Genomic DNA, 26495 nt, shown 5'->3' on the forward strand with positions numbered 1-26495 from the left:
GCTACAGGATCTGAGACGGCATGGACGGGACATGGCTGGCACTGGTGCTGGCGGGCTCGGTGGCGCACGCCGGGTGGAATGCGATCGCCAAGACGGTCGCAGGCCACGGCTATGTCTTCGTCTTCTGCTATCAGGCGCTGCAGGCTGTGCTGTTGTTGGTGGGCTTCGCGGGTGTGTCCCTGCTGGCACCCGGTATGTTGGGGCCGGCCCCGAATTGGATCGCGCTGGGCGCCGGTGCCGTCACGGGGCTGTTGCACATGGCCTATTCCCTGTCCCTGCAGACGGGCTACGAGCGGGCCGATATGTCCGTGGTCTATCCGACGGCCAGGGGAGTGGGCCCGCTGGTGACCATGCTGGTGGCGATCGCGGTGCTCGGCCAGCGCCCCGGCGCCCTGGGCATCATCGGGGGCGTGCTGATCCTGGTCGGGATCACCGTGGTGACGCTGTCGGGTTCGCGCTCCGGGGGCTCCGGCCGGATCGGGGCGGGCATCCGCTGGGGCGCCCTGACGGGCCTGGCGATCGCCGGCTATACGCTGTTCGACGACTTCTCGGTGAACCGGCTGGGCCTGTCCCCGGTGCTGTACTACGGACTGGGATGCGCCTGCGTGGGCCTGCTGATGGCCCCGCGGGTGCTGCACAGTGCCGGGGCGCGGGCTGAGGTGGCCTTCGTCGTACGCCGCTACGGCAGGCAGACCCTGGCCGTCGGCCTGCTCTCGCCGACGGCCTATCTGCTGGTGCTCTATGCGATGCAACACGTTTCGGTGGCCCTGGTGGCACCGCTGCGGGAGACCTCGATCATCATCGGCACGCTGTTCGCCTGGTGGTTCTTCGGCGAACGTGGCTTGGCGCCCAAGCTGGCGGGCGCGGGCATCGTCCTGGCGGGCATCGCCTGTATCGCGATCGTCTAGACTGGAGCGCATGCCCAGCAATGCTCCACAGCCCGAGAAATCCACCGAGTCCACCGTTCCGGCCACCCCGGAACCCGCCACCCCGGAACCCCGGCAGTTGCACGAGGACATCCAGGTCCGCGTGCGGCGCAGCCCCAAGTACTCGGTCTTCATCGTCGCGGGCATCGTCCTGGGCTTCATCGTCGCCGGTGTCCTGGCAGTGCTGCCGGTCGACACCTCGCAGCTGACCGGCGAGTTCACCCGGAGCCAGGCCTTCGGCCTGCTCATGGCGATCCTGGGCGTGGTCGGCGGCTTCCTCGGCGCGATCGTGGCGCTGTTGGTGGACCGGCGCGCAACCAAGCGGGCCCGGGTGCTGACGGTGGGCGCCGAATACGTCGCCGAGGCCATTCCGGCTACCGTGGCCGGACCCGTGACGCGCAAGGAGCGGCGGGCGGCGAAGAAGGCCGAGCGGGCTGCCGCGCGTGCGGGGGAGCCCGCGGGGAAGCCCGGCTCCGATATGGGAGAATAGGCGAGTCACCTCCGTCTACCCCGAGAAGGCCAGCGTATGACCACGACACCCGAAACCCCCGCATCCGGGACAACCTATGCCGCAGCAGGCGTGGACGTGGAGGCGGGTGACAGGGCCGTCGAGCTGATGAAGGAGGCGGTCTCGCGCACGCACACCGCCGGTGTGTTCGGCGGGGTCGGCGGTTTCGCCGGGATGTTCGACGTCAGCTTCCTGCACGGCTACAAACAGCCCCTGCTGGCCACCTCGACCGACGGGGTGGGCACCAAGGTCGCGATCGCGCAGGCCCTGGACATCCACGACACGATCGGCTGGGACCTCGTCGGCATGGTCGTCGACGACATCGTCGTCGCCGGCGCCAAACCGCTGATCATGACCGACTACATCGCCTGCGGGCACGTGGTGCCCCAGCGGATCGCCGACATCGTGCGCGGCGTGGCCGAGGCCTGCACGGCGGCCGGCGTCTCCCTGGTCGGCGGGGAGACCGCCGAGCATCCTGGCCTGTTGGGGCCGGACGAATACGATGTCGCCGGTGCCGCCACCGGGGTGGTGGACGCCGCCGATCTGCTGGGTGCCGAGAAGGTGCGCGCCGGCGACGTGCTCATCGGACTGCCCTCGTCCGGCCTGCACTCCAATGGCTACTCGCTGGTGCGCCGCATCATCGCCGACGCCGGTTGGAAACTGGACCGCGAGGTCCCGGAATTCGGCCGTACCCTGGGCGAGGAGATCCTCACCCCCACCCACGTTTACTCCGGCGAGCTGCTGCGGGTGCTGCAGGAGCATCCGGGTGCCGTGCACTCGATGAGCCATGTGACCGGCGGCGGGCTGTCGGCGAACGTGGCCCGCGTGCTGCCGGTGGGCACCCTGGCCACAATGCGGCGCGGCTCCTGGGAGGTCCCCGCGGTGTTCAACGTGCTGGGCGATCTGGGAGGGGTGCCCGGGGCCGACCGCGAACGCACCTGGAACCTGGGTGTGGGCATGGTGTTGGTGGCCGATGCCGCGGCCGCCGATGCGCTGCTGGCCGCCTACCCCGGTGCGTGGATCCTCGGAGACGTGAGCACCGATGACGGCGCGCTGGCCGGCGATCCCTTCTATGTGCAGGGCGCCAAGGGCGTCGACGGCGGGGCTGCGATCCTGCTCGACTGACCGGCTCTGAAATCAGCGCCGGCGAACTCAGTGCTGGGTGAACGGGGGAACGTGTGTGCGTTCCCCCGCTCTGCTGTAGAGGCTGAGGTATTCGGCGGTGTCATCGGTGCGCTCATTGCCCAGGGCATGGGCCGTGCGCCCGTCGAACTGCACCGCCTGGCCGGCCGTCAGGGTGTAGGTGCGCGGGCCCAGCCGCAGCCACAGGGAACCCGCGACAACATAGAGCCACTCATGGCCCGTGTGCATGCGCAGATCGGCACGGGAGCCCACCCGGCGCGATTCGGCCGGCCGCAGGATGTGCCGGTAGATGCGCAGCGGGGTGTCGGCATGGGCCAGTGCGGTGACGGTTTCGCCTGGCAGGTTCGCCCTGCGGGGGTTCACCCTGGCCTCCGTCAACGGCGGTCCGCCCACCAGATCGTCCAGGGGGACATGGTAGAGGCGCGACAGCGGCAGCAACAGCTCCAGGGTGGCCTTGCGCTCACCGGATTCCAGCCGTGACAGAGTCGAGGCGGAGATGTGTGTGGAGTGTCCGACCTCGGCCAGGGTGAGGTTCTTGGCCGTGCGTGCAGCCTTGAGGCGGGTTCCGATGCCGGTCAGGGCCTCGTCGATCGTCGCGTCCATGGCCTTAAGCCTAGCCGCAGCGCGGGAGCCGGTTCAGTTGGACCGGTCGTGGTCCTTCGATTCGGACTCCTCGATGACATCGGCCCATTCCGCGTACTTGTCCGCGTAATCCGAATAGTCATCGTCGGGGTCCTCAGCGTAGTCATCCTGGAAATCGGGAGCTGCCTGCTCCGATTCCGAACCGAGTTCCCTCTGGAGAGCATTCAAATCGGTGTCCGGACTGAAATACTTGAGCTTCCGGGCTACCTTGATCTGCTTCGCCTTAGCGCGGCCGCGACCCACAGGCGTCGACCCCCTCCGTCTAGGTCCAGGATGCCCTTATACAGGCCCCGGTGCAATTCTCACAAATGTCCTTATGACGGATAATGTTACCGGTTATCGGCTGCAGTTGCCATTTCGCGGACACGGTCGTGAGATGAGACACGCCGCGGGCCCACTCGCGGTGGGACCCGGCTTCACTCCACCCAGTCGAAGGTTCTGGTCACCGCCTGCTTCCAGCGGGAGAACAATTCCTCCACCCGTTCCCGCGGCATCTGCGGGGTCCAGCGGCGGCCCGGCTGCCAGCGGCCGGTGACATCGTCCTCGTCACGCCAGAAGCCCACCGCGATGCCGGCGGCGAAGGCCGCTCCCAGGGCGGTGACCTCGGTGATCTGCGGGCGCACCACCGGGACCTGCAGGAGGTCGGCTTGGAACTGCATGAGGAAGTCGTTGTCCGTCATCCCGCCGTCGACCCGCAGCTCGCTCAGGGCCACCCCGGAATCGGCGTTCATCGCCTCGATCACCTCGCGGGACTGATAGGCGGTGGACTCCAGGGCCGCGCGCACGATGTGGGCCCGGTTGACGAACCTGGTCAGCCCGACGATCACCCCGCGCGCATCGGGGCGCCAATACGGTGCGAAGAGCCCGGAGAAGGCCGGCACGATGTACGTATCGCCCGAATCCGGCACCGACTTCGCCAGGGCCTCGGACTGGGCGGCGTCGGTGAGCATCCCCAGATTGTCGCGTAGCCACTGGATGAGCGAACCGGACACCGCGATCGAGCCCTCCAGGGCGTACACCGGCGCCCGCCCACCCAACTGGTAGGCGACGGTGGTCAGTAGACCGTTATCGCTGATCACCGGCTCACCGCCGGTGTTCATCAGCATGAAGTTGCCGGTGCCGTAGGTGTTCTTCGACTGGCCGGGGGTGAAACAGGCATGCCCGAAGGTGGCGGCCTGCTGATCGCCCAGGATGCCGGCGATCGGCACGCCGGCCAGGAAGCCGTGCGGGCGACCGTGGCCGTAGACCTCGGAAGAGGTGCGGATCTCGGGCAGCATGGACATGGGGATGCCGAAATCGGCTGCGATATCGGCCTCCCAGGACAGGGAGCGGATGTCCATGAGCATCGTGCGCGACGCATTCGTCACATCGGTCAGATGCACCCCGCCCTTGGGCCCTGGCCCCTGCGGGCCACCCGTGAGGTTCCACAGCAACCAGGTGTCGGTGGTGCCGAAGAGCAGGTCCCCGGCCTCGGCCGCGGCGCGCGCACCCGGCACGTTCTCCAGGATCCAGGCGATCTTGGGTCCGGCGAAGTAGGTCGCAAGGGACAGTCCGACGCGCTCGCGGTACCGATCGTCCCCGGCGGGTCCTCCCTCGGGTGCGCCGGCGGCCAGGCGCTCGCAGATCTCGCGGGTCCGGATGTCCTGCCACACGATGGCGTTGTAGACCGGCTCGCCGGTGTGCCGGTTCCACACGACCGTGGTCTCACGCTGGTTCGTGATCCCCACCGCGGCGATCCGGGAGGCGTCGAGTTCCGCCTTGGACAGGCAGTCGGCGACGGCCCGGCGGACATTGCGCCAGATCTCCAGGGGGTCGTGTTCGACCCAGCCCGCGCGCGGGAAGATCTGCTCGTGTTCCAACTGGCCGATCGACACGATCGATCCGGCATGGTCGAACAGGATCGCCCGGGACGACGTCGTCCCCTGGTCGATCGCCATCACGTAGTCGCGGGTGGGGCTGCTTGCGGACATGGTTCGATCCTACTAGCGCGCGCCAAGTAGGGTAGCGGTATGCCCTATGCGCGTGACTTCCAGATCGACCTGCGGGTCTTCGAGCCGATCGAAATGCACCCCGATCTGGCTGACTACCCTGTCAGCGAGAACCGGGATATGATCCTGGACCTGGTCGCGGCCGATGCCGATAAGCGATTGCTGAGCCTGCCCCCGGATCCGATCGCCGACTCCTACCGGGGCACGCCTATCTTCATGCCCGGCTCCGAGGCCGGCGACGGGCTGGACCGCGTGTGCCCGGTGCAGGACGATATCCGCTCCTGGGCCGCGCTCGATTCGCTCGAGGACGATCTGCCCAGGGCCGAGCTCGACCTGGTGGTCCCGAAGTCGGCGCGCCGCCGGGCGGCCGCGCACCGGGTCGAATGGCTGCAGGACGACCCCGATCAGCGGATCTTCACCCGGACCGCGGCCTGGGACATCTCCCCGGTGTGGTGGCTGGCACTGGATCCGGAGGAGGACCGGGTGATCGTCAGTGAGCGCGCCGGCGCCCCGTGGGTGCGTATCCGTGTCCCCGTGCTCACCGCCTCGGCCCGGGTCGAATGGGCGGCCGGGGTGCTGGAGGAGAAGTCCCGGTTGACGACTGTGCGGGAATCGACGGTGGCCTTCGGCGAATGGTTGGACTCCTTCGACCTCAACGCGATCGTGGAATTGGACCTGGGCGGGATGACCGGGGTGCTGTGGCCGGACACCGGTGCCGGCCTGGTGACCGAGTGGATCGACTCGCTGGACATGGACAATCCGGAGGGCGCGCGGGCTGCTTTCGAAGAATACTCGAACCACTGGGAGCGCCTGGTGCTGTACGCACGGGCGAATTGAACAGCAGTTATAGACCGCGCCTATGGTGAGTCATATATGGTGCGTATAAATCTATGACCGAATGTGACGCGGCACTTTCCCGGCTCGTCCGGTGGACCTATCGTGGCTGGCATGAACACGACATCGGGAACGGTATCCGCCTCGGCTCCCCTGGACGAGATAGCGCCGGGCGGGCGTCCCGCCGGCCCCGGTGACTCGCGGCTGGCCCTGTCCTTCGAGGTCATCCCGCCGGGCACCGCGGCCGGCCGGGCCCGGTTGCCCGCGCTCATCTCCACCCTCGAGGGCTATGCCCCCGACTATGTGGCGATCACCAGTTCGGGCAAGTCCGGGTGGGCGGCCGGTACGCGCGACTTCGTGCGCGAGCTCGACCAGACCACCCGGCTGCGCCCGCTGGCCCACATCACCTGCATGGGCGCGCCCCGGGCGGAACTGGTCCACCAGGTCGAGGACTTCGTCGACGCGGGGGTCCGCGGTTTCCTGGCGATCCGCGGGGACCTGGAACCGGGGTCCAGCGCCCCTCCGGCGGGGCACCTGGCCCATGCCAACGACTTAGTCGAACTCATCCGGCGGGTCGAGGCCAGGGACTTCGCCCGCTTCGCCGCCGGCCGGTTGTCGGTCGGGGTGGCCGCCTATCCCTCCGGGCACGCGGAATCCACGGGGGTCGACGAGGACATCGACGTGCTGCTGGCCAAGCAGCGGGCCGGCGCGGACTTCGCGATCACCCAGCTCTTCTTCGACCCCGAGGCCTATCTGCGCCTGTTGGAGCGCTCCCGCCTGGCCGGGGTGCACCTGCCGATCGTGCCGGGAATCCTGCCGGTGACCTCGGCGGCCCGGCTGCAGCGGATGGCGCACCTGTCGGGGCTTACGCCCCCGGCGGGGCTGGACGCCCGCCTGGAGAGCGCCTCGGAGGCCGAACAGCGTGACATCGGGTTGGCCTTCACCGCCGAACTGGCCGCACGCCTGCTCGACGGGGGAGCCCCCGGACTGCACATCTACACATTCAACAACCCACGGGTGGTCGGCGATCTGTTCGATCGGATCGACCGCGGACGCCTGACCACCCGAAACCATCAGAGAGAGGCGAGGCAATGACTGCCGAAACCACCCGGCTGCGCGGACCGCAGCTGCCCCAGGCCACCGTCACCGGCTATCCGCGGATCGGGCCGAACCGGGAACTGAAGAAGGCGCTCGAATCCTTCTGGGCCGGCGACATCACGGAGGCCGACCTGGAATCCGCCGCGCACAGCCTGCGCCTTGACACCTATGCCCGGCTGAAGGATCTGGGGCTGACGGAGGCCTATTCGATCCCGGCGGACTTCGCCTGGTACGACCACGTCCTGGAAACGGCGATCACGGTGGGCCTGCAGGGCGGTGCGGTGGACACGGTCACCGCACAGCAGTACTTCGGACTGGCCCGGGGGAACGAGAAGCGGGCGCCGTTGGAGATGACGAAGTGGTTCGATACGAACTACCACTACTTGGTGCCCGAGGTCTCCGGCGACGCCGAGCGGACCTTCACCGCGCGCGCCGACCGACTGCTCAAGCTGGTCAAGGAGGGCCACGACGCGGGGCACACGCTGCGGCCGGTCCTGGTGGGGCCCGTGACCCTGCTGGCCCTGTCCAAGGCGGCCGGCGCCGAGGACGCGGAACCCCTGGCACACCTCGAGAAGCTGGTCGACGCCTACGCCGAGGTGCTGGCGGAGCTGGCCAGGGCCAATGTCGACTGGGTGCAGCTGGACGAGCCGGCCCTGGTCGCGGACCTGGAGACGGCCTCGGACGCTGAGCTCGCCGCCGCCTACAGCCGGGCGTACGAGCGGCTGCTGGAGCCCGTGCCGGGCCGGCAGCGCCCGCAGGTTCTGGTGGCCACACCCTACGGTGCCCTGCAGACCGGGCTGGGCGCCTTGGCGCAGACCCCGCCGGAGGCCGTGCACGTCGACCTGTCGGCCACGGTGCTCGAGCGCGATCCGGAGTACGCTGCGCGCGTGGCCGCCGTGCTGCCGGAATCCGTCGGGCTGGTCGCCGGCGTCATCGACGGGCGCAATGTGTGGGCCGCCGACCTTGAATCCGTGTACGCCCAGGTCTCCGAACTCGGCCGGTCCGTGACCGTGTCGACCGGGACCTCGCTGCTGCACGTGCCCTATTCCCTGGCCCCGGAGACCAAACTCCCCGTCGATGTGGCCGGCTGGCTGTCGTTCGCCGAGGAGAAGGTCTCGGAGGTCGTGGCACTGGGTGATTCGCTCGTCTCCGGCGTCACCGGCCGGGTGCGCTCTTCGAACGCTGCCGTGTTCGAGCGCTCCCGGCGGGCCAAGCGGACCCGTGGGGAGTCGAACCGGACCTTCGACGCCGCGGTGCGCAAGCGCACGCAGGGACTGGCGGAGGCCCCGGTCGACCGGGGCGATCCGGCGGCCCGCCGCGCCGCCCAGCACAGGGCCCTGGGGCTGCCGCTGCTGCCGACGACTACGATCGGCTCCTTCCCACAGACCGTCGAGGTGCGGCGGGCCAGGGCGGATTACCGCGCCGGCCGGATCACCTCGGACGAGTACGTGGAGGCGAACCGGGCGGAGATCAAGCGGGTCGTCGACCTGCAGGAGGAGCTGGGCCTGGACGTGCTGGTCCACGGCGAGCCCGAGCGCAACGACATGGTGCAGTACTTCGCCGAGCACCTGGAGGGCTTCACCACCACGGTGGCCGGCTGGGTGCAGTCCTACGGCAGCCGGTGCACGCGTCCGCCGATCCTGTTCGGTGACGTGTCCCGGCCCGCGCCGATCACCGTGGAGTGGTCGAGCTACACCGCGGGGCTGACCGACAAGCCGGTCAAGGGCATGCTGACCGGGCCGGTGACGATCCTGGCGTGGTCCTTCGTGCGCGACGATGTGCCGCTGGCCGAACCGGCCTTCCAGCTGGGCGTGGCCCTGGGCGACGAGGTGGCGGATCTGGAGGCCGCGGGCCTGCCGATCGTGCAGGTCGACGAGCCGGCGCTGCGCGAGCTGCTGCCGCTGCGCGCGGCCGACCGGCAGGCCTATCTGGACTGGGCCGTGAAGTCCTTCCGACTGGTCCACGTCGGGGTGGCGCCGCAGACGCAGATCCACACGCACCTGTGCTACTCCGAGTTCAACCAGATCATCGATGCGATCGCGGCCCTGGATGCCGATGTCACCTCGATCGAGGCGGCGCGCTCGCGGATGGAGCTGCTGGCCGGGCTCGACGAGCACTTCACGTCCGAGATCGGACCGGGCGTCTACGATATCCACTCCCCGCGGGTGCCGGGAGTCGACGAGATCGCAGGGCTGATCGAGGCGGCGCTGGAGCACGTGCCCGCCGATCGGCTGTGGATCAACCCGGACTGCGGGCTGAAGACCAGGGGCTATGCCGAGGTCGAACCGGCACTGCACAATATGGTCGCCGCGCGTGACCGGGTGGTGGCCCAGCTGGGCTGAGCTCCGGTTGTCGGCTGGGCCGGCCGGGTTGGAACCAGCTCGGTCGGCCCGGCCGACCCGCTCAGCGGCGCGGGTGCTTCTTTCCGCCGCCGTTTCCGGCGTGCGACTTGCTGTCGATCCACTGCAGGGCGACGGCGGAGATGATGAAGGCCAGATGGATCACCACCTGCGCGATGATCCCCTCCATCGTGTAGGCACTGCCCTCCTTACCCAGGTTGCCGGCCTTGATGAAGGTCGACAGCAGGTGGATCGAGGAGATGGAGATGATGCTGATCGCCAGCTTCACCTTGAGCACATTGGCGTTGATGTGGTGGAGCCAATCGGGTTCATCGGGATGGTCGTCCACGCCCAGCTTGGACACGAAGATGTCGTAGCCGCCCATGATGACCATGATGAGGAGGTTGGCGATCATGACGACGTCGATCAGCCCCAGGACCGAGAGCATGATCGCGTCCTCGTCCAGGTGGTTCAGATTCTGGGAGACGTTGACGATGAGGTGCCACAGGTCGACGAGGAAGACGATGGCGTAGATCAGCAGGGCGATGGCCAGGCCGATGTACAGGGGCGCCTGGAGCCAGCGGCTGCTGAAGATGAACAGGCCCATCTGGCGGGAGCCCGCGGAGCGCCGGTAGTTGCTGAAGTCGTAGTTGCCGTCCGACATCACCGTGGGGGTGTGGGTGAAACTTGACGCCGGTGCTTCCGGGGGGTTCGGCGCCGGGACCCGGTCCGGGTCTGTTGGCTGGGGTTCGGTCGGCTGGTTGTCGCTCACGCGGAGTCCTTTCGTGCAAAAAACGCGTGCCCCCATTATCGCAGCGGATTATGGGGGTCGGACTCAGAGAGAACCCGGCCTCAGAACCGGCGTGCGGCGATCCAGTTCGCAATCGCCCAGACCAGCATATTGCCCAGGAAGAGGGCGAGTGCCACGTAGAGGAGCGGCGAGGGATTTTCCCGGTAGCTCAGTGCGGCCCAGACGTAGAGGGCGAACACCGCCACCAGGTTGAACGCGCCCACCGCGGCCAGGCCGGTCATGCCGATCTGCCGGTCGCGCTCATCGGCGTACTCCAGGGCGTTGACCCGGGCCAGGTCCGTCATCCGGTGCTTGCGCCGGTGGGCGCGGGCCACGGTGATGAGCATGCAGATGAACAGCACGCCCATCCAGAAGGTCATCCACCAGTCGTGCGCAATGGCGCTGACGCCGACAGTGCCGGCCAGGAGGACCAGGACGACCACATTGGGCCAGGAGACGAATAGCTTGTGGTTGGACTTCTCAGACATCGAAGACCTCCTCGACAGTGAGGGAGAAGCGACGGGCCAGCGCGACCGCCAGTTTCAGTGAGGGGTCGTAGCGGCCCTTCTCCAGTGAGTTGATCGTCTGCCGAGACACTCCGACCTCCTCGGCCAGCTTCTGCTGGGACAGACCGTGTTCCGTCCGCAGTTCCTTGATCTTGCTCTGCACATGGAAAGCGTACTTGACAACCTGCCCGGATGTAAAGCACGCTTGTCGTGTCAAACACGCTTTCCATAGGAGGAAACATGTTCGGAACCGGAAGCCTCGAGCAATTGCACGCCTTCGTCCAGGGGCTGCCCGACTGGCTGCACTGGGTCGTTGTCATCCTCGTGGCCGCGGTGCCCTTCCTGGAGGTCTACCTGGGTGCGATCCTGGGCATCGTCATCGGCATCCCGGCGCCCGTGGCCATCGGGGCGGCCGTGATCGGCAATATCGCCTCGATGGCGGCCTGCGCGATCCTGGCCGAGAAGGTGAAGAACAGGGTGCGGGAGCGCCGGGCGGCGCAACCCGGTGCCGCAGCGGCCTCGCCGGATGGGTTGGCAAAGGAGTCCGACCCTGCGCCCAAGTCGGAATCCCGCGGTCGGGCCCGGGTCCGCAAGATCTTCGAGCGCTTCGGGGTCCCCGGCGTTGGTGTCCTGGGACAGCTGCTCGTGCCCAGCCAGTTCACCGCGCCCATGCTGGTGTCCCTGGGGGCGGGGCGCGGCCGCGTGATCGTCTGGCAGTGCGTGGGCATCGTGCTGTGGGGCTGCGTGTTCGGGGGCCTCGCCGTCGCCGGAGTCTACGCGGTGTCCTGAAGGGCCAGTCGTGTCAGACACCAGTCGTGTCAGACCCCCTGCGTAGCCTGGGTGAAAGAGTGGACGAAGCCGCATTCCGGACGCGGACCGGGGAACGGCTCCAGGCGCAAGGGGGCGTCATGCACAGGGGTGGGGAAGAGGAACCGATCGAAGGAGTCGTGCTCGCAGAACTCCTCGGACTGCCGGAGCACGAACGACAACCGGACTGCCATGATGCGCTGGCCTCGGCGATCCGGGGGCAGGCAGCCAGGATCGCCGGCGAGCAGGCCCGCCTGTTCGCCTGGCTCGATCTGGCCGAACGCTCGGGACTGTGGCGGGAGGCGGTGGGGATCTCAGGTTTCGCCCACTGGATCGCCTGGGTCTGCGAGCTCAACATCCATACCGGCAGGGAATACGCCCGCACCCTCAAAGGGCTGCGCCTGATGCCGCGGGTCGCCCAGCTGTTCGCGGCGGGCCGGCTGTCCTATTCGAAGGTCAGGGCGATCACCCGGGCGGCCGGCCGGATCGATCCGGACCGCGCGGCGGATATGGCCGCGGTGGCCACGACTGCGCAACTGGAGCTCATGATCTCGACCTTCGTGCGTGTCGACGATGCGAATCCCGACCGGGGCGGGGCATCGACCGACTCCAAAACACTCCGGCAGATCAACCGGGAGCAAGACCGGTTCGTCTGCCTCGGGCTGGGGGACGGCAGGGCCCGGATCATCGTGGATCTTCCCGAAGCCGAGGCCGCCGAGGTCATGGCCACCGTGCAGAGCCGGCGCGACGGGCTGATCCGGGCGCACCGGGACGGTGTTGCAGAAACCGGCGTTGGAGAAACTGGAGGCCTCGGAGACGATGGGGACGTCCCAGCGGGGACGTGGGGTGCGGTTCCAGGTGGGACTCCGAGCCTGGTCGACGCCTTCCTGACGGCGATCCGCGGCTCGGACAGTGCGGGCTCTGGCAGCGCAGGTGCGGGCCCTGCCATCCTCGATGTCCGGGGCGAGGGACGCCTGGTGGTGCACGTGTCCACCGATGTGCTCGAAGCCGCATTCACCGATTCCAGCGGTGACACGGGCGCCGAACCGGGTCGGGACGTCCCAGCGGGGACGCCACCTGGCGCGGCCGATGCCATCCCGGTCGGCTACGCGGAGGGCTTCGGGCCCCTCGGCGAGGCGACGCTCGGTCGGATGACGTGCAACTCCGGTGTGATCGGGGCTCTGGTGGACGAATTCGGTGATGTTCTGGCGGTGGGCCGGACACACCGGCTGGCCACTCGTAGACAGCGCATCGCCCTGCGGGTGCGTGATGTGAGCTGTCAGTTCCCCGGCTGCGCACGGACCATCGGTCTGGAGGTCCACCACATCCACACCTGGGCCGACGGAGGCCCGACCGATGTGGACAATATGCTGCAGCTGTGTCGGCAGCACCACGTTGCCGTGCACCAGCACCAGCTGCGGATCGTGCGCGGCAATACTCCCTTCACCGGCGCGAATCTATCCGGCACAGGGCGTACCTGCAGCGGATTCCGGTTCTTCACCTCGCACGGGGCCGAAATAGTCCCCAATCCGTGGTCGAATGGGGTCGATGCCACGCTGGGGGATACCGCCACCGGGCCCGGTTCCCACACCGAGTGGCCCACGGGCTGGACGGACGGCTGGCCCGAACGTCGTCCGGACGTCGTGGGGGAAGTCGACAGGATCGCCACGATCGGCGGAGGCTACGGCTTCAACCTGGAGTGGTGTCTGTGGGCGCTGTTCGACATGCAGAAGATCCTGCGCGCTCAGTCGCCTACCGTCATCCAGTCGCCCGCCTGAGCTCAGTCGATCGCGTATTTATCGCCGTTCCAGGTCGCCTGGCAGGTGGTCTCGTCGGTTTCGATCGTCAGCCCGTAATTTCCCCAGTCGTCGAACAGGCCCCAGTCGGTGGCGACCATGCCGGAACCCTGGCACGGCTCTGTTGCAAAAATCGTGAAGCTTGAGCATGCTTGGCGGAGATTGGACGGACGGAACGATGACGGATTTCAAGTGGCGCCATTTCCAGGGTGATGTGATCCTGTGGGCGGTGCGCTGGTATTGTCGCTATCCGATCAGCTATCGCGACCTTGAGGAAATGCTGGCGGAACGCGGCATTTCGGTCGACCATACGACGATCTATCGCTGGGTCCAGTGCTACGCCCCGGAGATGGAGAAGCGGCTGCGCTGGTTCTGGCGGCGTGGCTTTGATCCGAGCTGGCGCCTGGATGAAACCTACGTCAAGGTGCGGGGCAAGTGGACCTACCTGTACCGGGCAGTCGACAAGCGGGGCGACACGATCGATTTCTACCTGTCGCCGACCCGCAGCGCCAAGGCAGCGAAGCGGTTCCTGGGCAAGGCCCTGCGAGGCCTGAAGCACTGGGAAAAGCCTGCCACGCTCAATACCGACAAAGCGCCGAGCTATGGTGCAGCGATCACCGAATTGAAGCGCGAAGGAAAGCTGGACCGGGAGACGGCCCACCGGCAGGTGAAGTATCTCAATAACGTGATCGAGGCCGATCACGGAAAGCTCAAGATACTGATCAAGCCGGTGCGCGGTTTCAAATCGATCCCCACGGCCTATGCCACGATCAAGGGATTCGAAGTCATGCGAGCCCTGCGCAAAGGACAGGCTCGCCCCTGGTGCCTGCAGCCCGGCATCAGGGGCGAGGTGCGCCTTGTGGAGAGAGCTTTTGGCATTGGGCCCTCGGCGCTGACGGAGGCCATGGGCATGCTCAACCACCATTTCGCAGCAGCCGCCTGATCGGCGCAGAGCGACAGCCTACCTCTGACTGCCGCCAATCTTTGCAACAGAGCCGTCGAGTCGATGATTCAGCGCAATGTATGTCGGCCACCCGCTCGTCTCACCGTCGTCGTAGTCCACGGACGACCGGTGGATCGAATACGGCACGCCGTGCTCGAAGACCCACCGGTTCTCGGCCCGCAGGCCACGGAAGACGCTCAACCTGACGACGAGCACGCCGACCATGATGAGCAGCCAGACCGTCACGGCGGCCCAGCCCAGCCCGAAGTTCCACGGCGGCTCGTTGTTCTCGACGGGGAAGAATGTGCCGGTCCAGCCATCGCGAGGGTCGGCGATCGACCCCCAAATCATGCCGCCGAGCGCCGCAACCGGCAGTATTCGACTGCGGCCTGGGCGGCACTGGTTTCCCAGCCCAGCAGGCTGAGTAGCAGAATGGTGTCACTGATCGCGGCTGTCACTCCATCAGGGTCATCAGGATGAGTGTCTTCGTCGTCAAATGGTGATGATGTGGCGTGGAATGCGGGGTGGTAATCGGTGAGTTGGTTTTCTCGGTCCGAGAAGCGTTCCGCGTCATGAAACTGTGAGTAGCGGGGACGACGAGCCTGGTGCACTGAACACAGCAGTCCGTGTGCCCGCCCCTCAGCGATACAGGTGATCTGGACGGCGCGAGTGATGACGGCCCACGGGTCGTCGGCACGTCGCACCGATGGAGTGCGCATTGCCTCGAATGCTGCTGTCGCTGCTTCCCAGGGATCGAGGCCATGTTTTCTTGCGAGAGCTGCATACTTCGTGGCCGCATGACGCATCAATTCGGTGGCAGCAGGGTCACTGCGCCACGCACCTGGACCAGCCTGGTCAAGCCTGATGAGGAGCCGTCGAAGGCTCTCGGGATGTTCGAACTCGGGTCTGGTTCCTGTCTGATTGCGTCGCATGGCGGCACCTCCTACATGGAAGGTGCACACGCGCTCCCCAGCACCATAGTTGGCTATCGGGAGCTGGCACATGTCAAGTCACCTGAACCCAAGCGCAGGAGTACCACTCTGCACGGACTGCCGAGGTGCCGCCGTGGTATCCCACACGTCGAACGCATCAAATACCGATGCTTCTCGTCCCCTAAGTGCAACACTTCTCTGCGAATGTTGGTGTGCGCTGCGGGTCCGGCTGGGCAATTGCCGTACTCGTGCAGCGAGGGTAGTTTGCAGGTCAAGGCCGCGGCCTGCCATCCGGGCGCTGTGCGCCGCAATCAGATCGGAGGGGCGCACCCATTCGAGGCCACGCCCGACCTTGGAATTGGGGTGCGGACGTACAAGTGACGGGTCCTGGTGCACGGCCAAAGCTGACCGTTCTGCGTCCTGCACAGCACCACCAGCAACTGCTGTCGTGGTGTCGGGAACCGCGGCGACGGGGGCTTGCTCGGGATATTCCTGGTGCGGGATCTGTAGATCATTCATCATGGACGCTCTAACGCTTCACGCACAACCGGTTCAGTGGGGGTGAACCAGCGGCCCACTGTTGACGGGTGCACACCCAAGTGCTTGGCGATCTGCTTATTTGACCAGCCCTCGGTCTCCCTTAACTGCGACGCAACTTCCCGACGTCTCCGGCCCGAGACTGTGGTGCCCGGAAACGGTGCGGCGTCGCGCTCCCGTACTGAAAACGGGTCCCCTGGAGGTAGTGCACTGCTGACAGGTATCAGGGGTGCGCTTTCTGCGGATACTGCCAGGGGTGGTGCAGTTTCGACCACTGGCTCCATTTGGGATGCCCGGTGGTGCAGAGGTTTGGTAAGGATGACGGTGAGGTGCGTGATCGCGAGCAACACCAACGGAGGTACGGCAGCAACGCTTGCGGCGAGCACGCTCGGCACGTCAGTGTCAGCAGCAATCACCGCATGAATTGCATTTGCGGTGACCGATACCAGCGCGCCGGCTGCAAGCAGCGTCCATGGATACCAAGCCGGGCGCTGTTGCCCCGCAAGTGCAACCACCGCGACGGTCGCAACAACGATGATGCCGTCCACTATCAACGGCCACGCCCACGCTTGACCCTCCGCGATTCCAGATCGGTGCGCTAGGTCGGCAAGCGCAGTAAACGAAAGCCAGAATGCGCCTGCCGCAATAAACACGGTGCCAGTGATCGCTGTGACCACTGCCAACCGGCGACCAGAACGAACCTCAACATTCATGTCAGCCGCCGCCCTGAATGAGGCGACACAGCGTACGCACGATCTGTAGCGAGCAGAGTGGGGCTGCGGGGCGCTACTGGCTGATTGGCTCGGTACGCGGACCGGATCGTGGATTCAATCTCCCGAGCCGGAAGACCAGCCTGCGCGGCAGCTGGCCCCAAGGCCTCCATTGTGTCGGCAGGTGATACTCCGGCCTCCACCAGTCGGCATGCAGCCCAGAACAGTCCACGGTTCCGTTCACCCTCTGCACGATCAGCGACCCACCCCGCAAGCACTTTCGGGTTCGCGCGTCGAAAATCGTTCGAGACGGGGTGAGGCGCGGTGACGGCTGGGCGCGGGTCCAAATATTTTCGCAGTCGTGTCGCATCTATTGGGGTGCCTGCCTGGCCGGAAGACACGATGAGTCGGTACGGTGCACGAACCCCGTCAGGGCGCAGCACCGTAGACGGCGGGGCGATGATGTAGCCACCGTCGCCACGGAAATCGATATACGAGCGAGCTGCTTGCCACGACGGCTGCACCCGGGTCGGGTGCGCCGGAAAGTAGGCATGGAGACCACCCGACGGGGTGCGCACCAAAGCCGTCCACCCGACTGCATACCCGTCATGATGTACCGCACGAAATGCCGGGAACCCGGTGCCGGTGGGATGCACATCAATATCAACGACATCCACACCCGAGGCCCTACCGGTGGGGATACCAATATTCGCGGTCGGCCATCGCACCCACCATGATGCAACTTGTGCAGTATCAGCGGTCGCATCATGGAATCCGTGACGAACCAGCGGGCGTTTCGCGCCGGGTACGCAGGGAAACACTGGCACTCCGGCCACAGCAAAACGGAGAGCTGCGTCACGGGGAGGCATCCCGCCCACTTCGGTGAGTAAGTCGACGGTATCCATCACATGCTCCTCACCGAAGCCGACACCGTACGAAGTGGTTCCTCAACTAATGGATCAACATCAGGTTGCGCCGCGCGCACAGTGTGCTGCTTTACCAGGGTGTCGCGGGTGAGTCCGGGCGGCTCGCCATTACTGATCTGCACGGTAGGAAGCTGGTCGAGGATCGCTGCCGATGTTTTCCTGACTCGCTCACCAGTGGCTTGGACGACTTCGACTGGGGACTTCTCCGGCACGGTCGCCGCCCAGCCTGACACATACGGGATCGTGTAGTCGCTGGTATCCATGCCATGAGAAGCTGCGACCATCAACGCGACTGAGTCGGCCTCCACCTCGCTGATCCCGCGATGCCCAGAAGCGTCCGGGTTCTCCGGGCCATGCAGGAGAACATGGGCGAGCTCATGCACGAGGGTCTTCACTTGTGCCGCCTCGGGCATGTTCTCCCGCACCGCCACGGTTCGAGCACCGAAATCGGTAAGGCCGTTCGCGCCGTGGATCATGCCTTCATGCGGCACCCATACTACCGTGAAACCCTCCGCCTCGATCTGTCGTGCGACGCCTTCCCGGAGCCCGTCAGGCGCTTCGCCTTCGAGGAGTCGGGGTGATGGTGGTGTCGGGATAGGCCCACCATCAGTTTGAGAGACGTCCCACACGTAGGCGGGGCGAACTCCGACCATGCGGGACCGTACGGTCTCACCCGGCTTCGGTTTCTCAAACCGGCCCAACCTGCGCCATGACTCCGCCACCTTCGGTGTGAATGACGCAAATCTACCGGACACAGGGGCGAGGATCATGTACCCCGACTGCCCCTTCTCGACTTGCCGGCCGAGCGTCTGCCACTGCTTGAACCCCGCCACAAATGTCGGTACCGGCTCGGGCACTCGGCCCGCCTCGAACGCGGCCTGATGCTGCGCGAAAATTAGTAGCGTGTTGTTGAACGATCGGGCACGGAACCTGGCCGCGAACTCCAACGCCTGTTTCCAGTCCTCACCCGACACCAACGACTCCACCGCACCGGCAAGCTGTTCATGCAGAGTATGGAGTTTCGCATCGCGCACTGCCCGCGCTTCCTCGCTGGTTACCATCGCCGTTCTCCTTCCGCAGGCACCCACACACGACGGGTAACCTCTGCGACCAGAAGGTGCGCGAAGGGAATCAGGAAACGCAATCGAGACGGACGGCAAACGAAAGTGAGCGACCGCTAGAGAGCTGAACAGACCCGACGAGTCCGATCCGGTCTACCTGAAAGCGCAGATCCGGACACGAAAAACACGAATTGCGACGCAATGGTCCGGGATCAAGCCGCTTTCGTCTGGATCACTCGGCGGCCGGGATACGGCGACTTAGAGCCCTGTACTGGCGGGGCGAGTAGCCCACACTCTGTTTGAAAAGCCGCCCGGCATAGTCTGGGTCAGGCCATCCCAACTGAGATGCAATCGTAGCGATTGGCGCGTCGGTGGTGCGCAAAAGTTCAGCCATTCGCTCGGCCCGCAGCATTGTCAAGTAGGCGATCGGGGTCTTGCCGAACGCTTCGCGAAACACCCGGCCGAGCCTCGACCGTGACAAATGCACTGAAGCGGCGAGCCGGTCTAGCGTCCACTCCTCGGCGAGCCCGTCGCGAAGCATTCGAGCAGCCAGGCGCGCTTCTTCCTGCACTGGTGAGAACGCGCGGCGCCGTGGCAAACGCGGCAGCACACTTGTCCGGCCACGAGGCACGATACCTCCATCGTCGAGCGTTGGCACGACGATGTCGAAGATGCAGAACAGGAGCGCTTGGAGCCGGTAGAACCGCTCCGGCAACAGGCCATTCGTGCTTAGGGCGGTTAGTTCGTCCAGCCATGGCGTAAGCAAGCTAGCTCGGTTTTCCCCGAGGCGCACTACATGAATCGGGTCAGTATCTTGGGCATCGAGGAAGGTCTGGGTGTCGAGCCGATCGGTGAAGTGCGCAGCGTACTGCCAGAAGATCTGATCGACCAGATAGTCGTTGTCCACGTACAGTGTGGTTATGGTGACCCATGGTTCCGGCTCGACACGGAACAGGGTACAGGGAGAGATCAGCGCAACGTCACCGATATTGAGATAGTGGTCACCGAACTTTCCGAACAGAATTGCGGACCCCGCGCGAACAACCGCCATCTGGGCGCAGTCGAACGCACGGGGCCCGAGAGGGCGATGCATGGTCCCTAAGCGAGCCACGACTGGTGAAAACTCGCTACCGCGTGTTCTCACTAACCTTGGCACCACGTCGAGCTCCTGGCTCGTCCATGTACGCCTCCGTTGTCGTTGGCGGACGCAATTGCACCTGTCGGACTCGCCACGAGTGAGTCCTCACTGATCCTCGGCAAATCGGCGCCCAAAGTAGCGAGCCAAATCCGCGGCGAGTTCATTGTCGAAAGTCCCGTCTTGCTCCCTCTTGGTCGTGCGGTTGCCGGCGTTGGGTAAGGCGGGACCACAACACGGCCCATGTATCAGCCCGGAGATCGCGTGGCAGGCGAACATCCCCGAGTGACAGCTCACTGAGCACTCGGGATGCCTGGTTGCTTGGCGCTCCACTCGCTCGGCCAAGGATCTGTGGGAGAGTGCGACCTCTGCCGGTGAACGCTGCACGCACGAAGCTCTCATAGTTGCGCCGTTCCGCTGAAGACACGAGGGGTTTTTCGCGGCGAGCTATGTGGAGAATTCCACCGTCTACGCTTGGCTGCGGTGCGAAATGGCGTGCTGGTACTCGACCACGCAACTCGAATACATACCAGGGAGCGGCTTGTGCAGTCATCATCGTGCATCCGCCGACGCCAGCCCGCTTCCGTGCGACTTCCCACTGTGTCAGTAGAACTGCATAGTTCCAGGTGGATGATTTAAGCAGGCGGCGCAGAATTGGGGTCGTCAGGTTGAAGGGGATGTTCCCCACTATGACCGGAAAGTCGAGTGAGAAACGCAGAGCGTCGGCACGCTCGACTCGAACTGTAGGAATATCCCGCTGCAAACGTTTGACAAGTTGTTCATCAACATCGATTGCGGTGATATCTCGATTTAGTAGAGACAGTTTCCGCGTGATGGCACCATCGCCGGCACCTACTTCAAGGATGCTCCCTTCTGTATCGCGAACGACCGCAATGAAACGGTCAATGGTGCTGGGACTACGGAGAAAGTTCTGGCCGAGTTCATGACGGCCGCCAAAGGTTGATTGAAATCGCATGTGAGCGCTCCAAGAGTCATGGGAATTGGAGCACCCGACGTCACAACGAACACTGAAAGAGGTGGGAACGCGCGCGCGGGTGCGGTGGACACTCCGTGCGATGGCGTCAACAATCTGGGTTCAAAAAGAGAGCGCTCAGGTCGCTACGAGCGACTGTCGCTATCCCCAGAGAGCGCCATCAGCGCGCGAAAATCAAAGTTCCCATAAACGTCAGGCTACTTGACCCTCCGTAGAATGCCAAGCCGCTGGCCGACGTGTCAACGGACGTCGTTCCCCATGCTTCCGGGCTAGGCTAGGTGAATCGCGCGACCCGGCGTGGTATAATTTGCGCCATGGGTGCGCTGATTCTTTAGTACGGGACGCCGCGTTGAGCTCTCTCCGTGGTGGGTCCTATGCGCGCCGGGCGGTAGTACGTTGCAGGCGCGAGGTTCCCGTACACCGTGCGACTCCGTTTTCGAGTCGCACCTGTTGCGATTCTGCTGGTGTTCCCGCCTGCCGGTCGCGCAGAGGAGTTCGCTTTGCCCCGTTCAACACCGTTCAACCTGCACACGAGTGCCACTAAAACCCATCACCGTATTTGCTCAATCCGGAACGGCACCGTCCGTTTCGCCGACCATGTGGTGTTCCGAAACATCGATATCAGCGTCGGGGCTCACGAACGACTCGCGGTCATCGGGGACAACGGCGCCGGAAAATCGACCCTCCTGCAGGTTCTCGCCGGAATCGTTTCCCTGGAATCCGGTGAGCGCACCGTCGAGCTTCCAGGTGGCTTCGTCCTTGCCGAGCAGCAACCTCACTTTCCACCCGAAGCCACGATCTCCAACGCACTAGACGAGTTGCTAGTCGAGGTTCGAGAGATCGAGGCGGCAATGCAGCACATCAGCGATAGCATTGCGGATGCTGCTGAATCCGAACTTCCTGCTCTCCTCAACAACCTGGCTGAACTAACAGATCAATTTGAGGCCAGAGACGGGTACGGCGTTGACCAGAGAATCGACGCTGCACTCAACCAACTCTCCCTTGAAGGTTTGGATCGCACCCGTCTCGTGGGTTCACTATCCGGCGGCGAGCGTACGCGACTAGCGCTCGCGGCGGCGCTGTCCTCTCAATCGGACTTGATCCTCCTCGACGAACCCACGAACGACCTCGACGAAAAGGGCGTGGCATGGTTAGAGGAGAGACTCTCGGAACATCGAGGTGCGCTTGTCGTCGTGACTCACGATCGGGCGTTTCTCGACCGAGTAGCAACAGAAATTGTCGCCGTGGAAGATGGGGAACTCCGGAGGTATGGCAACGGTTACGCGGGATACCTTGCCGCGCGCGACACAGAGCGACAGCGCCTCCTCACTCAGTACGAGACGTGGCGGCAGGAACTCTCTCGGAGTGAGGCATTGTTGGCCTCGAACTCGTTCCGCCTCACTGCAATTCCGCGCAAGCAAGAGAGAGCTAGCTTTGGTCACGGTGCTTTCCGGGCTCGAAGCAGCGACCACGGCGCGACAGGAAGAGTCAGGCAAGCCAAGGAACGCGTGGCACGATTGCACGCAGACCCAGTGTCAAGACCCGCAGACCTTCTGAGCTTTTCGCCCGCCTTCACAAACCGGTCGCTCGTCCAGGACCCCGACGCGATGCCCGAGCAAACACTACTCCTAGCCGCGCATTCGCTACGCAACAGGGCGAGCATCGGACAACCGGGGCTGCTGCTCGACTCGCTCGAAGTTCACGAGGGCGACCGTTGGCTCATCGCGGGACCAAACGGAGCGGGGAAGACCACGCTCCTGCGCGCGCTTGCCGGCGAGTTCCCCCTGCAAGAAGGCGAGATATGGGGGACACCCGACCTTCGCATAGCATGGCTCCGGCAGGAACCCGCGGGCGAGATCGGAAGCACCCTTTTGGAAGCGTTTGCCGAGGCAACACACTCCTATGCGGGGGACGCAGCAGAAACGCTTCTCGCACTGGGGCTCTTCTCGCCACGTGACCTGGAACTACAGATGAACAAGTTGTCCGTTGGGCAACGTCGACGCATGGAAGTCGCCGTTGCGGTGTCCGCGCCCAGTGATATTTTGTTCCTCGACGAACCCACGAACCACCTTTCACCGGAACTTGTCGAGCAAATGGAAGACGCGCTACGCGATTACCCAGGGGCAGTCCTCACCGTTACACACGATCGGCGATGGCAAGAAAAAGTGCTGGCAAGAGGCAGTGTGCAAAGAGTTCATGTTGACCTCGGCGGCATAGCGAGCGTTGAATGTTGAGTGTTGAATGACTTCCGAAGGATGCCGCGTGAATTGGCAGACGGGCCCCTCACTTCCGGTGGCGTGACGTCGTTCTCAGGGGCAGTCGCCGTCTGTCTCAGGCGGAGTGCCCCTCGACTGATGTCTACCCGATATTGCTAAAGAACGCGCGAAGTGCATAGAGAGCTTGTACCGGAAGAACTCCGTTGCCGAGAACAGCGGTCTGCTGGTTTAGTGTAAGCCCATGGGGTTCAGCTGTCACCCAGCCTGTGGGAAGCCCCATCAGCCATTCGACGAACTCCGGTGCCGGGCGAGGTCCAGCCTTCTTCGTCAGGAGTTCAGGTGACGGAGCTTGGCGTCCTGTGACGCGTTCCCAGCGAGTGATGGCGTCGGCGTAGCGTCCCCATCGTCGAGCAGCGCGTCGATCAGTGAACACAGAGTCTCGGAGTCGTTGTTCTTGTTCGGTGAGCCATGCGGTCCGTGGAGGGCGAAGTCGATGATCTGGTGTGAAAGCGCGATGGTCCCACGACGCGCCTTCACCTGCTGCAGACTCTCTCCGCCTCGGGAGACGTCCGAGGCGAGCGGGGTCCGGAACAGTGCGACGGGCGAGGATGAAGACTCGGTAGCGAGGGTGCGGTGCACCGATGGCGGAAGCGGGAAGACCGATCCATTGCGCGTCATACCGGAGGTCGGCCAGGTCTCCCAGAACTGCTCCTGCTGCCCGAAGAGGTCGAGCTGCGGTTTCTCCCAGATGCCACGGGTCGCGTTCCATACCGCGAGAGGTAGCGGCTTCTGGGTTTGCATGTTCGGGGTTGCGTTGCTCATTCTTGTCTCCTTCGTTGCCTGCGCGGATTGCGTCTGCGGAGAGCAGTCCGCGGACGTTCTCAATCACAACCCACTCGGGTTGCAGTACGTCGATCGCCGCTGCCATGTGCGCCCACAAGCCGGAGCGAGTGCCGGGTTTCAGGCCGGCCATTTTCCCCACAGTCGATATGTCCTGGCAGGGAAACCCGCCGCAGAGTATGTCTATCGGTGGAACGGTACCCCAGTTGATCGCAGTGATGTCGCCGAGGTTCGGGGCATCTGGCCAGTGGTGGGAGAAGACGCGGGCGACGGGTTGGTTGATTTCGGAGAACCAGACCGTGCATGCGTCGAAGGCTTCCTCGACCGCAAGATCAAGTCCCCCGTAGCCCGAGAACAGCGATCCGAGCCGTAGCGGTGTGGTCCGGTCGGTCGGGGTCTGAGTAGCCACTGGGAAACCTCCTGTAACGGTGACTCCGGAGCTTTGCTGTTGCTCCGAGCTGGTCACTCACCAGGTGCACGAACCACCCCAGCACGCCGCCACTCAGTCGATGCCTCGCATCTCGCGCTAGCCGCCGTCGACGCGTAGCGTCTCCGACCTCTCACGGTTCGCTCGAACGGGTTGTCACGCGTCTTGCAAGCGAGGTCCGGCACCCGATTAGCCGGGTGCCGGAGGGTGTGCTGTGGGAGGGTGATGACACCTACCTCGTTCTCGAACGAAGGACGGTGTGTGGTGACAGTTTCGATGCGGGTGATGTCCGCCGGCGATGGCTACAAGTACCTGCTGCGTACGGTTGCTTCCGGGGATGGTGATCGTGACCTGTCGACCCCATTGACCCGCTACTACGCGGAGAAGGGCAGTCCGCCCGGTCGCTGGCTTGGCTCTGCCGTGGCTGCCCTTGGGGGAAGTGCGATTAAGGTGGGCGATCAGGTCACCGAGACTCAGCTTCAACTCTTGGTCGGGATGGGGCATGATCCCGTGACCGGTGACGCTCTAGGTAGTGCGTACCGGAACTATCCAGCTCCGACAGAACGCATCCAAAAACGCACTGCTGCCCTTGACTCCGGGCTCGGCCCAATGGAACGAGCAGAGGCGGTCGCTGTGATTGAGGAGGAAGAAGCGGCGAGAGGCACGCGAAGGGCTGTTGCAGGGTTCGACTTCACCTTCTCGATCCCGAAGTCCGCATCCGTGCTCTGGGCGGTATCGGATGCGGGGACGCAATCATTGATTGCGGACGCACACCATGCAGCGGTTGCAGAGATGATTGCGTTCATAGAACGCGAGGTTGCTGCAACCCGTGTCGGTGCAACCGGCCGCAACGGGGCTGTCGCGCAAGTCGACGTAACAGGACTGATTGCCACCGCATTCGATCATTACGACTCCCGTGCCGGCGATCCACACCTCCACACGCACGTCGTCATCTCGAACAAAGTGCAGACTGCGCACGACGAGAAATGGCGTTCCCTTGACGGACGCCCTCTCCACGCCGCAACAGTCGCACTATCTGAACTACACGAGGCAGTATTCGCCGACCACCTCACTCGCACCTTCGGCGTCGAGTGGGAGACCCGAGACATGGGTCGCAACCGAAACCCGGCATGGGCAATCAGCACGGTTCCAGAAGAGCTAGTGGTGGAATTTTCCTCGCGCGCTCGCCATATCGAGCAGGAGAAGAACCGACTCATTGCGGAGTACGTCGAACGGCACGGACGGCAACCGTCGCTGAGGACAATCATCAAGCTTCGCGCCCAAGCGACACTTAGCACTCGCCCAGAGAAGCAGGTTCGCTCTGTCGCTGACCTCACCACGGGTCTGCTGAAGGTTTGATTGACTCTTGTCCATTCGCGTGAGCGGGTGGGGTTAGAGAGAATGATCAAACGATGAGGTATTCAGAAGAGTTCAAGAATGATGCGGTCGCGCTCGTGCGGGCCGGCGCTTCGCAACGTGAGGTATGCCGCGATCTTGGTGTTTCGAAGTCGGCGATATCGAAATGGCTCGGTGACGCTGACCGGCGTGAGCAGGGTCTTCCTGCCGCGAAGAATGTGTCACCGGCGGAAGATGCCCGGATTCGTGAGTTGATGCGCCGGAACCGGCTCCTCGAGCAGGAGAACGAGGTCCTTCGGCGGGCGGCAGCATATTTGTCGCAGATTCATATCACGCCCCCAAAATGATGTACCCGCTCGTCCGTGAAATGGCTGCGCCAGGTGCCCGTATTCGGGTGCCGGTTGCGGTGGCGTGCAGGGTGCTCGGCTTCTCGAAGCAGGCGTACTATCAGTGGCTGCAGCGGCCGTTATCCGCGCGTGAGATCGAAGAGGAACACCTCATCAGTGTGCTTCGGGAACTCCACGCAGACGATCCCGAGGGCGGGTATCGGGTGCTCGCTGACGACCTGCATGACCTCGGATACGAACTCTCAGAGCGGCGTGTGTGGCGGTTGTGCAAGGTGGCGGGTATTCAGTCAGTGATCGTGACACGTAAACGCCGCTATCAGGAGGCTGGCGCCCCGGTGGGTGATGACCTGGTCAAACGCGATTTCACTGCCGAGAACCTCGACGAGAAGTGGCTGACCGATATTACAGAGCACTGGACCGGTGAGGGCAAGCTCTACATGTGCGCGATCAAAGACGTCTGCTCGAACAAGATCGTCGGGTATGCCATCGACAAACGTATGAAAGCGTCGCTTGCGGTGCGGGCGCTCGAGAATGCGCTCATGCAACGCGGTTACCCTGAGGGTGTAATAGCCTCGATTTTTCACGGGTTGGGGTTTGTGCTTGATCGCGGCGTCGTTGTCTCATGTTGTAGGTGATTGTACTGTTCGGGTGTGATGTGCCTGCGCGTGTCGCCGCGGTGGTCGGGCCGTTCCAT

General features: G+C 64.6%; 26 protein-coding genes and 2 pseudogenes. 13 read left to right on the plus strand and 15 right to left on the minus strand.

Annotated elements, in window-relative coordinates; all coding sequences use genetic code 11:
• Nucleotides 1–20 precede the first annotated feature (20 nt).
• The 3 genes from NQ038_RS09105 to purM are packed head-to-tail and all read left to right on the plus strand — an operon-like array spanning nt 21 to nt 2559.
• Nucleotides 21–908: an EamA family transporter gene (locus NQ038_RS09105; RefSeq protein ID WP_257047891.1), complete on the plus strand. Its 888-nt coding sequence runs from the start codon at nt 21–23 to the stop codon at nt 906–908.
• A gap of 10 nt (nt 909–918) precedes the next feature.
• On the plus strand, nt 919–1416 hold the full coding sequence (locus NQ038_RS09110; protein ID WP_257047892.1) for a hypothetical protein: 498 nt from the start codon (nt 919–921) through the stop codon (nt 1414–1416).
• Nucleotides 1417–1452: 36 nt separating this feature from the next.
• Complete coding sequence (gene purM, locus NQ038_RS09115; protein WP_257047893.1) at nt 1453–2559, plus strand: phosphoribosylformylglycinamidine cyclo-ligase; 1107 nt, start codon at nt 1453–1455, stop codon at nt 2557–2559.
• Between the two features lie 27 nt (nt 2560–2586).
• Here the strand turns inward: purM and NQ038_RS09120 are convergent, their stop codons facing one another.
• The 3 genes from NQ038_RS09120 to glpK form a co-directional block, all read right to left on the minus strand.
• The gene (locus NQ038_RS09120; protein ID WP_257047894.1) at nt 2587–3180 is read right to left on the minus strand and encodes a helix-turn-helix domain-containing protein; all 594 of its coding nucleotides are present in this window, start codon (nt 3178–3180) and stop codon (nt 2587–2589) included.
• 33 nt (nt 3181–3213) lie between these two features.
• Entirely contained in the window at nt 3214–3462 is a 249-nt protein-coding gene (locus NQ038_RS09125) for a DUF3073 domain-containing protein (protein WP_257047895.1), read from the minus strand.
• A 173-nt stretch (nt 3463–3635) separates the two neighbouring features.
• Nucleotides 3636–5189 (minus strand): glycerol kinase GlpK, encoded by a 1554-nt coding sequence (gene glpK, locus NQ038_RS09130; protein ID WP_257047896.1) that lies wholly within the window; start codon nt 5187–5189, stop codon nt 3636–3638.
• 39 nt (nt 5190–5228) lie between these two features.
• Between glpK and NQ038_RS09135 the strand changes: the two genes are divergently transcribed.
• The 3 genes from NQ038_RS09135 (at nt 5229) to metE (ending at nt 9481) form a co-directional block, all read left to right on the plus strand.
• Nucleotides 5229–6044, plus strand: a complete 816-nt coding sequence (locus NQ038_RS09135) for a hypothetical protein (protein ID WP_257047898.1) — start codon at nt 5229–5231, stop codon at nt 6042–6044.
• Between the two features lie 111 nt (nt 6045–6155).
• Nucleotides 6156–7136, plus strand: a complete 981-nt coding sequence (locus NQ038_RS09140) for a methylenetetrahydrofolate reductase (protein ID WP_257047899.1) — start codon at nt 6156–6158, stop codon at nt 7134–7136.
• On the plus strand, nt 7133–9481 hold the full coding sequence (gene metE / locus NQ038_RS09145) for a 5-methyltetrahydropteroyltriglutamate--homocysteine S-methyltransferase (RefSeq protein WP_257047900.1): 2349 nt from the start codon (nt 7133–7135) through the stop codon (nt 9479–9481). The genes NQ038_RS09140 and metE overlap by 4 nt, the downstream gene beginning before the upstream one ends.
• Nucleotides 9482–9542: 61 nt before the next feature.
• On the opposite strand, the gene NQ038_RS09150 is transcribed toward metE, so the two are convergent.
• The 3 genes from NQ038_RS09150 to NQ038_RS09160 form a co-directional block, all read right to left on the minus strand.
• On the minus strand, nt 9543–10250 hold the full coding sequence (locus NQ038_RS09150) for a TIGR00645 family protein (protein ID WP_257047902.1): 708 nt from the start codon (nt 10248–10250) through the stop codon (nt 9543–9545).
• Nucleotides 10251–10330: 80 nt separating this feature from the next.
• Nucleotides 10331–10756 carry a hypothetical protein gene (locus NQ038_RS09155; RefSeq protein WP_257047904.1) on the minus strand — a complete coding sequence of 142 codons (426 nt, stop codon included), beginning with the start codon at nt 10754–10756 and terminating at the stop codon, nt 10331–10333.
• Nucleotides 10749–10937 carry a helix-turn-helix transcriptional regulator gene (locus NQ038_RS09160; protein WP_257047905.1) on the minus strand — a complete coding sequence of 63 codons (189 nt, stop codon included), beginning with the start codon at nt 10935–10937 and terminating at the stop codon, nt 10749–10751. The genes NQ038_RS09155 and NQ038_RS09160 overlap by 8 nt, the downstream gene beginning before the upstream one ends.
• A 77-nt stretch (nt 10938–11014) precedes the next feature.
• On the opposite strand from NQ038_RS09160, the gene NQ038_RS09165 reads away from it, so the two are divergent.
• The 3 genes from NQ038_RS09165 (at nt 11015) to NQ038_RS09175 (ending at nt 14320) form a co-directional block, all read left to right on the plus strand.
• The gene (locus tag NQ038_RS09165; RefSeq protein ID WP_257047907.1) at nt 11015–11563 is read left to right on the plus strand and encodes a hypothetical protein; all 549 of its coding nucleotides are present in this window, start codon (nt 11015–11017) and stop codon (nt 11561–11563) included.
• A gap of 158 nt (nt 11564–11721) precedes the next feature.
• Complete coding sequence (locus tag NQ038_RS09170; RefSeq protein ID WP_257062445.1) at nt 11722–13359, plus strand: HNH endonuclease signature motif containing protein; 1638 nt, start codon at nt 11722–11724, stop codon at nt 13357–13359.
• Between the two features lie 196 nt (nt 13360–13555).
• Nucleotides 13556–14320: an IS6-like element IS6100 family transposase gene (locus NQ038_RS09175; protein ID WP_001389365.1), complete on the plus strand. Its 765-nt coding sequence runs from the start codon at nt 13556–13558 to the stop codon at nt 14318–14320.
• An 18-nt stretch (nt 14321–14338) separates the two neighbouring features.
• Here the strand turns inward: NQ038_RS09175 and NQ038_RS09180 are convergent, their stop codons facing one another.
• The 7 genes from NQ038_RS09180 to erm all read right to left on the minus strand — a co-directional run bounded on the left by NQ038_RS09180 (nt 14339) and on the right by erm (nt 20597).
• Nucleotides 14339–14671, minus strand: coding sequence for a hypothetical protein (locus NQ038_RS09180; protein ID WP_257049978.1), 333 nt, complete (start codon nt 14669–14671; stop codon nt 14339–14341).
• Entirely contained in the window at nt 14668–15252 is a 585-nt protein-coding gene (locus tag NQ038_RS09185; RefSeq protein WP_306427871.1) for a hypothetical protein, read from the minus strand. Before NQ038_RS09185 ends, NQ038_RS09180 begins: the two co-directional genes overlap by 4 nt.
• 518 nt (nt 15253–15770) lie before the next feature.
• On the minus strand, nt 15771–16502 hold the full coding sequence (locus NQ038_RS09190; RefSeq protein WP_257049979.1) for a DUF2637 domain-containing protein: 732 nt from the start codon (nt 16500–16502) through the stop codon (nt 15771–15773).
• On the minus strand, nt 16499–17404 hold the full coding sequence (locus NQ038_RS09195) for a bifunctional DNA primase/polymerase (RefSeq protein ID WP_306427872.1): 906 nt from the start codon (nt 17402–17404) through the stop codon (nt 16499–16501). Before NQ038_RS09195 ends, NQ038_RS09190 begins: the two co-directional genes overlap by 4 nt.
• On the minus strand, nt 17404–18486 hold the full coding sequence (locus tag NQ038_RS09200) for an ImmA/IrrE family metallo-endopeptidase (RefSeq protein WP_257049980.1): 1083 nt from the start codon (nt 18484–18486) through the stop codon (nt 17404–17406). The genes NQ038_RS09195 and NQ038_RS09200 overlap by 1 nt, the downstream gene beginning before the upstream one ends.
• Nucleotides 18487–18718: 232 nt before the next feature.
• Nucleotides 18719–19537: an AraC family transcriptional regulator gene (locus tag NQ038_RS09205; RefSeq protein ID WP_221437876.1), complete on the minus strand. Its 819-nt coding sequence runs from the start codon at nt 19535–19537 to the stop codon at nt 18719–18721.
• 247 nt (nt 19538–19784) lie between these two features.
• A complete protein-coding gene (erm, locus tag NQ038_RS09210; RefSeq protein WP_184453701.1) occupies nt 19785–20597 on the minus strand; it encodes a 23S ribosomal RNA methyltransferase Erm in 813 nt (270 codons plus the stop codon).
• Nucleotides 20598–21172: 575 nt separating this feature from the next.
• Between erm and abc-f the strand changes: the two genes are divergently transcribed.
• Nucleotides 21173–22849: a ribosomal protection-like ABC-F family protein gene (abc-f, locus tag NQ038_RS09215; protein ID WP_373456802.1), complete on the plus strand. Its 1677-nt coding sequence runs from the start codon at nt 21173–21175 to the stop codon at nt 22847–22849.
• 309 nt (nt 22850–23158) lie between these two features.
• Here abc-f and NQ038_RS09220 read toward each other — a convergent pair whose 3' ends face one another.
• Nucleotides 23159–23653, minus strand: coding sequence for a hypothetical protein (locus tag NQ038_RS09220; protein ID WP_246430014.1), 495 nt, complete (start codon nt 23651–23653; stop codon nt 23159–23161).
• Between the two features lie 88 nt (nt 23654–23741).
• Nucleotides 23742–24137 (minus strand): annotated as a pseudogene (locus NQ038_RS09225) (DNA cytosine methyltransferase); the annotation flags it as partial.
• A 186-nt stretch (nt 24138–24323) separates the two neighbouring features.
• Between NQ038_RS09225 and mobF the strand changes: the two are divergent.
• The 3 genes and pseudogenes from mobF to NQ038_RS15645 all read left to right on the plus strand — a co-directional run.
• A pseudogene (mobF, locus tag NQ038_RS09230) lies at nt 24324–25439 on the plus strand (MobF family relaxase); the annotation flags it as partial.
• 71 nt (nt 25440–25510) lie between these two features.
• On the plus strand, nt 25511–25801 hold the full coding sequence (locus NQ038_RS15640) for a transposase (protein WP_065415512.1): 291 nt from the start codon (nt 25511–25513) through the stop codon (nt 25799–25801).
• Nucleotides 25798–26436 (plus strand): DDE-type integrase/transposase/recombinase, encoded by a 639-nt coding sequence (locus tag NQ038_RS15645; RefSeq protein WP_373456800.1) that lies wholly within the window; start codon nt 25798–25800, stop codon nt 26434–26436. The genes NQ038_RS15640 and NQ038_RS15645 overlap by 4 nt, the downstream gene beginning before the upstream one ends.
• The last annotated feature ends 59 nt before the right edge of the window (nt 26437–26495 follow it).

The organism is Brevibacterium sp. 50QC2O2, from assembly GCF_024580675.1.
Classification (GTDB): Bacteria; Actinomycetota; Actinomycetes; order Actinomycetales; family Brevibacteriaceae; genus Brevibacterium; species Brevibacterium moorei.

Excerpts from the sequence above, each read along its gene's own strand:
- NQ038_RS09180 (WP_257049978.1), bottom strand. The coding sequence starts at position 14,671 with ATGATTTGGGGGTCGATCGCCGACCCTCGCGATGGCTGGACCGGCACA.
- NQ038_RS09105 (WP_257047891.1), top strand. The coding sequence starts at position 21 with ATGGACGGGACATGGCTGGCACTGGTGCTGGCGGGCTCGGTGGCGCAC.
- NQ038_RS09175 (WP_001389365.1), top strand. The coding sequence starts at position 13,556 with ATGACGGATTTCAAGTGGCGCCATTTCCAGGGTGATGTGATCCTGTGG.
- NQ038_RS09110 (WP_257047892.1), top strand. The coding sequence starts at position 919 with ATGCCCAGCAATGCTCCACAGCCCGAGAAATCCACCGAGTCCACCGTT.
- NQ038_RS09200 (WP_257049980.1), bottom strand. The coding sequence starts at position 18,486 with ATGGTAACCAGCGAGGAAGCGCGGGCAGTGCGCGATGCGAAACTCCAT.
- NQ038_RS09165 (WP_257047907.1), top strand. The coding sequence starts at position 11,015 with ATGTTCGGAACCGGAAGCCTCGAGCAATTGCACGCCTTCGTCCAGGGG.
- NQ038_RS15645 (WP_373456800.1), top strand. The coding sequence starts at position 25,798 with ATGATGTACCCGCTCGTCCGTGAAATGGCTGCGCCAGGTGCCCGTATT.
- NQ038_RS09135 (WP_257047898.1), top strand. The coding sequence starts at position 5,229 with ATGCCCTATGCGCGTGACTTCCAGATCGACCTGCGGGTCTTCGAGCCG.
- NQ038_RS09220 (WP_246430014.1), bottom strand. The coding sequence starts at position 23,653 with ATGAGCAACGCAACCCCGAACATGCAAACCCAGAAGCCGCTACCTCTC.
- NQ038_RS09185 (WP_306427871.1), bottom strand. The coding sequence starts at position 15,252 with ATGCGACGCAATCAGACAGGAACCAGACCCGAGTTCGAACATCCCGAG.
- NQ038_RS09205 (WP_221437876.1), bottom strand. The coding sequence starts at position 19,537 with ATGGCGGTTGTTCGCGCGGGGTCCGCAATTCTGTTCGGAAAGTTCGGT.
- NQ038_RS09195 (WP_306427872.1), bottom strand. The coding sequence starts at position 17,404 with ATGGATACCGTCGACTTACTCACCGAAGTGGGCGGGATGCCTCCCCGT.
- purM (WP_257047893.1), top strand. The coding sequence starts at position 1,453 with ATGACCACGACACCCGAAACCCCCGCATCCGGGACAACCTATGCCGCA.
- erm (WP_184453701.1), bottom strand. The coding sequence starts at position 20,597 with ATGCGATTTCAATCAACCTTTGGCGGCCGTCATGAACTCGGCCAGAAC.
- NQ038_RS09120 (WP_257047894.1), bottom strand. The coding sequence starts at position 3,180 with ATGGACGCGACGATCGACGAGGCCCTGACCGGCATCGGAACCCGCCTC.
- NQ038_RS15640 (WP_065415512.1), top strand. The coding sequence starts at position 25,511 with ATGAGGTATTCAGAAGAGTTCAAGAATGATGCGGTCGCGCTCGTGCGG.
- NQ038_RS09190 (WP_257049979.1), bottom strand. The coding sequence starts at position 16,502 with ATGAATGTTGAGGTTCGTTCTGGTCGCCGGTTGGCAGTGGTCACAGCG.
- metE (WP_257047900.1), top strand. The coding sequence starts at position 7,133 with ATGACTGCCGAAACCACCCGGCTGCGCGGACCGCAGCTGCCCCAGGCC.
- NQ038_RS09155 (WP_257047904.1), bottom strand. The coding sequence starts at position 10,756 with ATGTCTGAGAAGTCCAACCACAAGCTATTCGTCTCCTGGCCCAATGTG.
- glpK (WP_257047896.1), bottom strand. The coding sequence starts at position 5,189 with ATGTCCGCAAGCAGCCCCACCCGCGACTACGTGATGGCGATCGACCAG.
- NQ038_RS09140 (WP_257047899.1), top strand. The coding sequence starts at position 6,156 with ATGAACACGACATCGGGAACGGTATCCGCCTCGGCTCCCCTGGACGAG.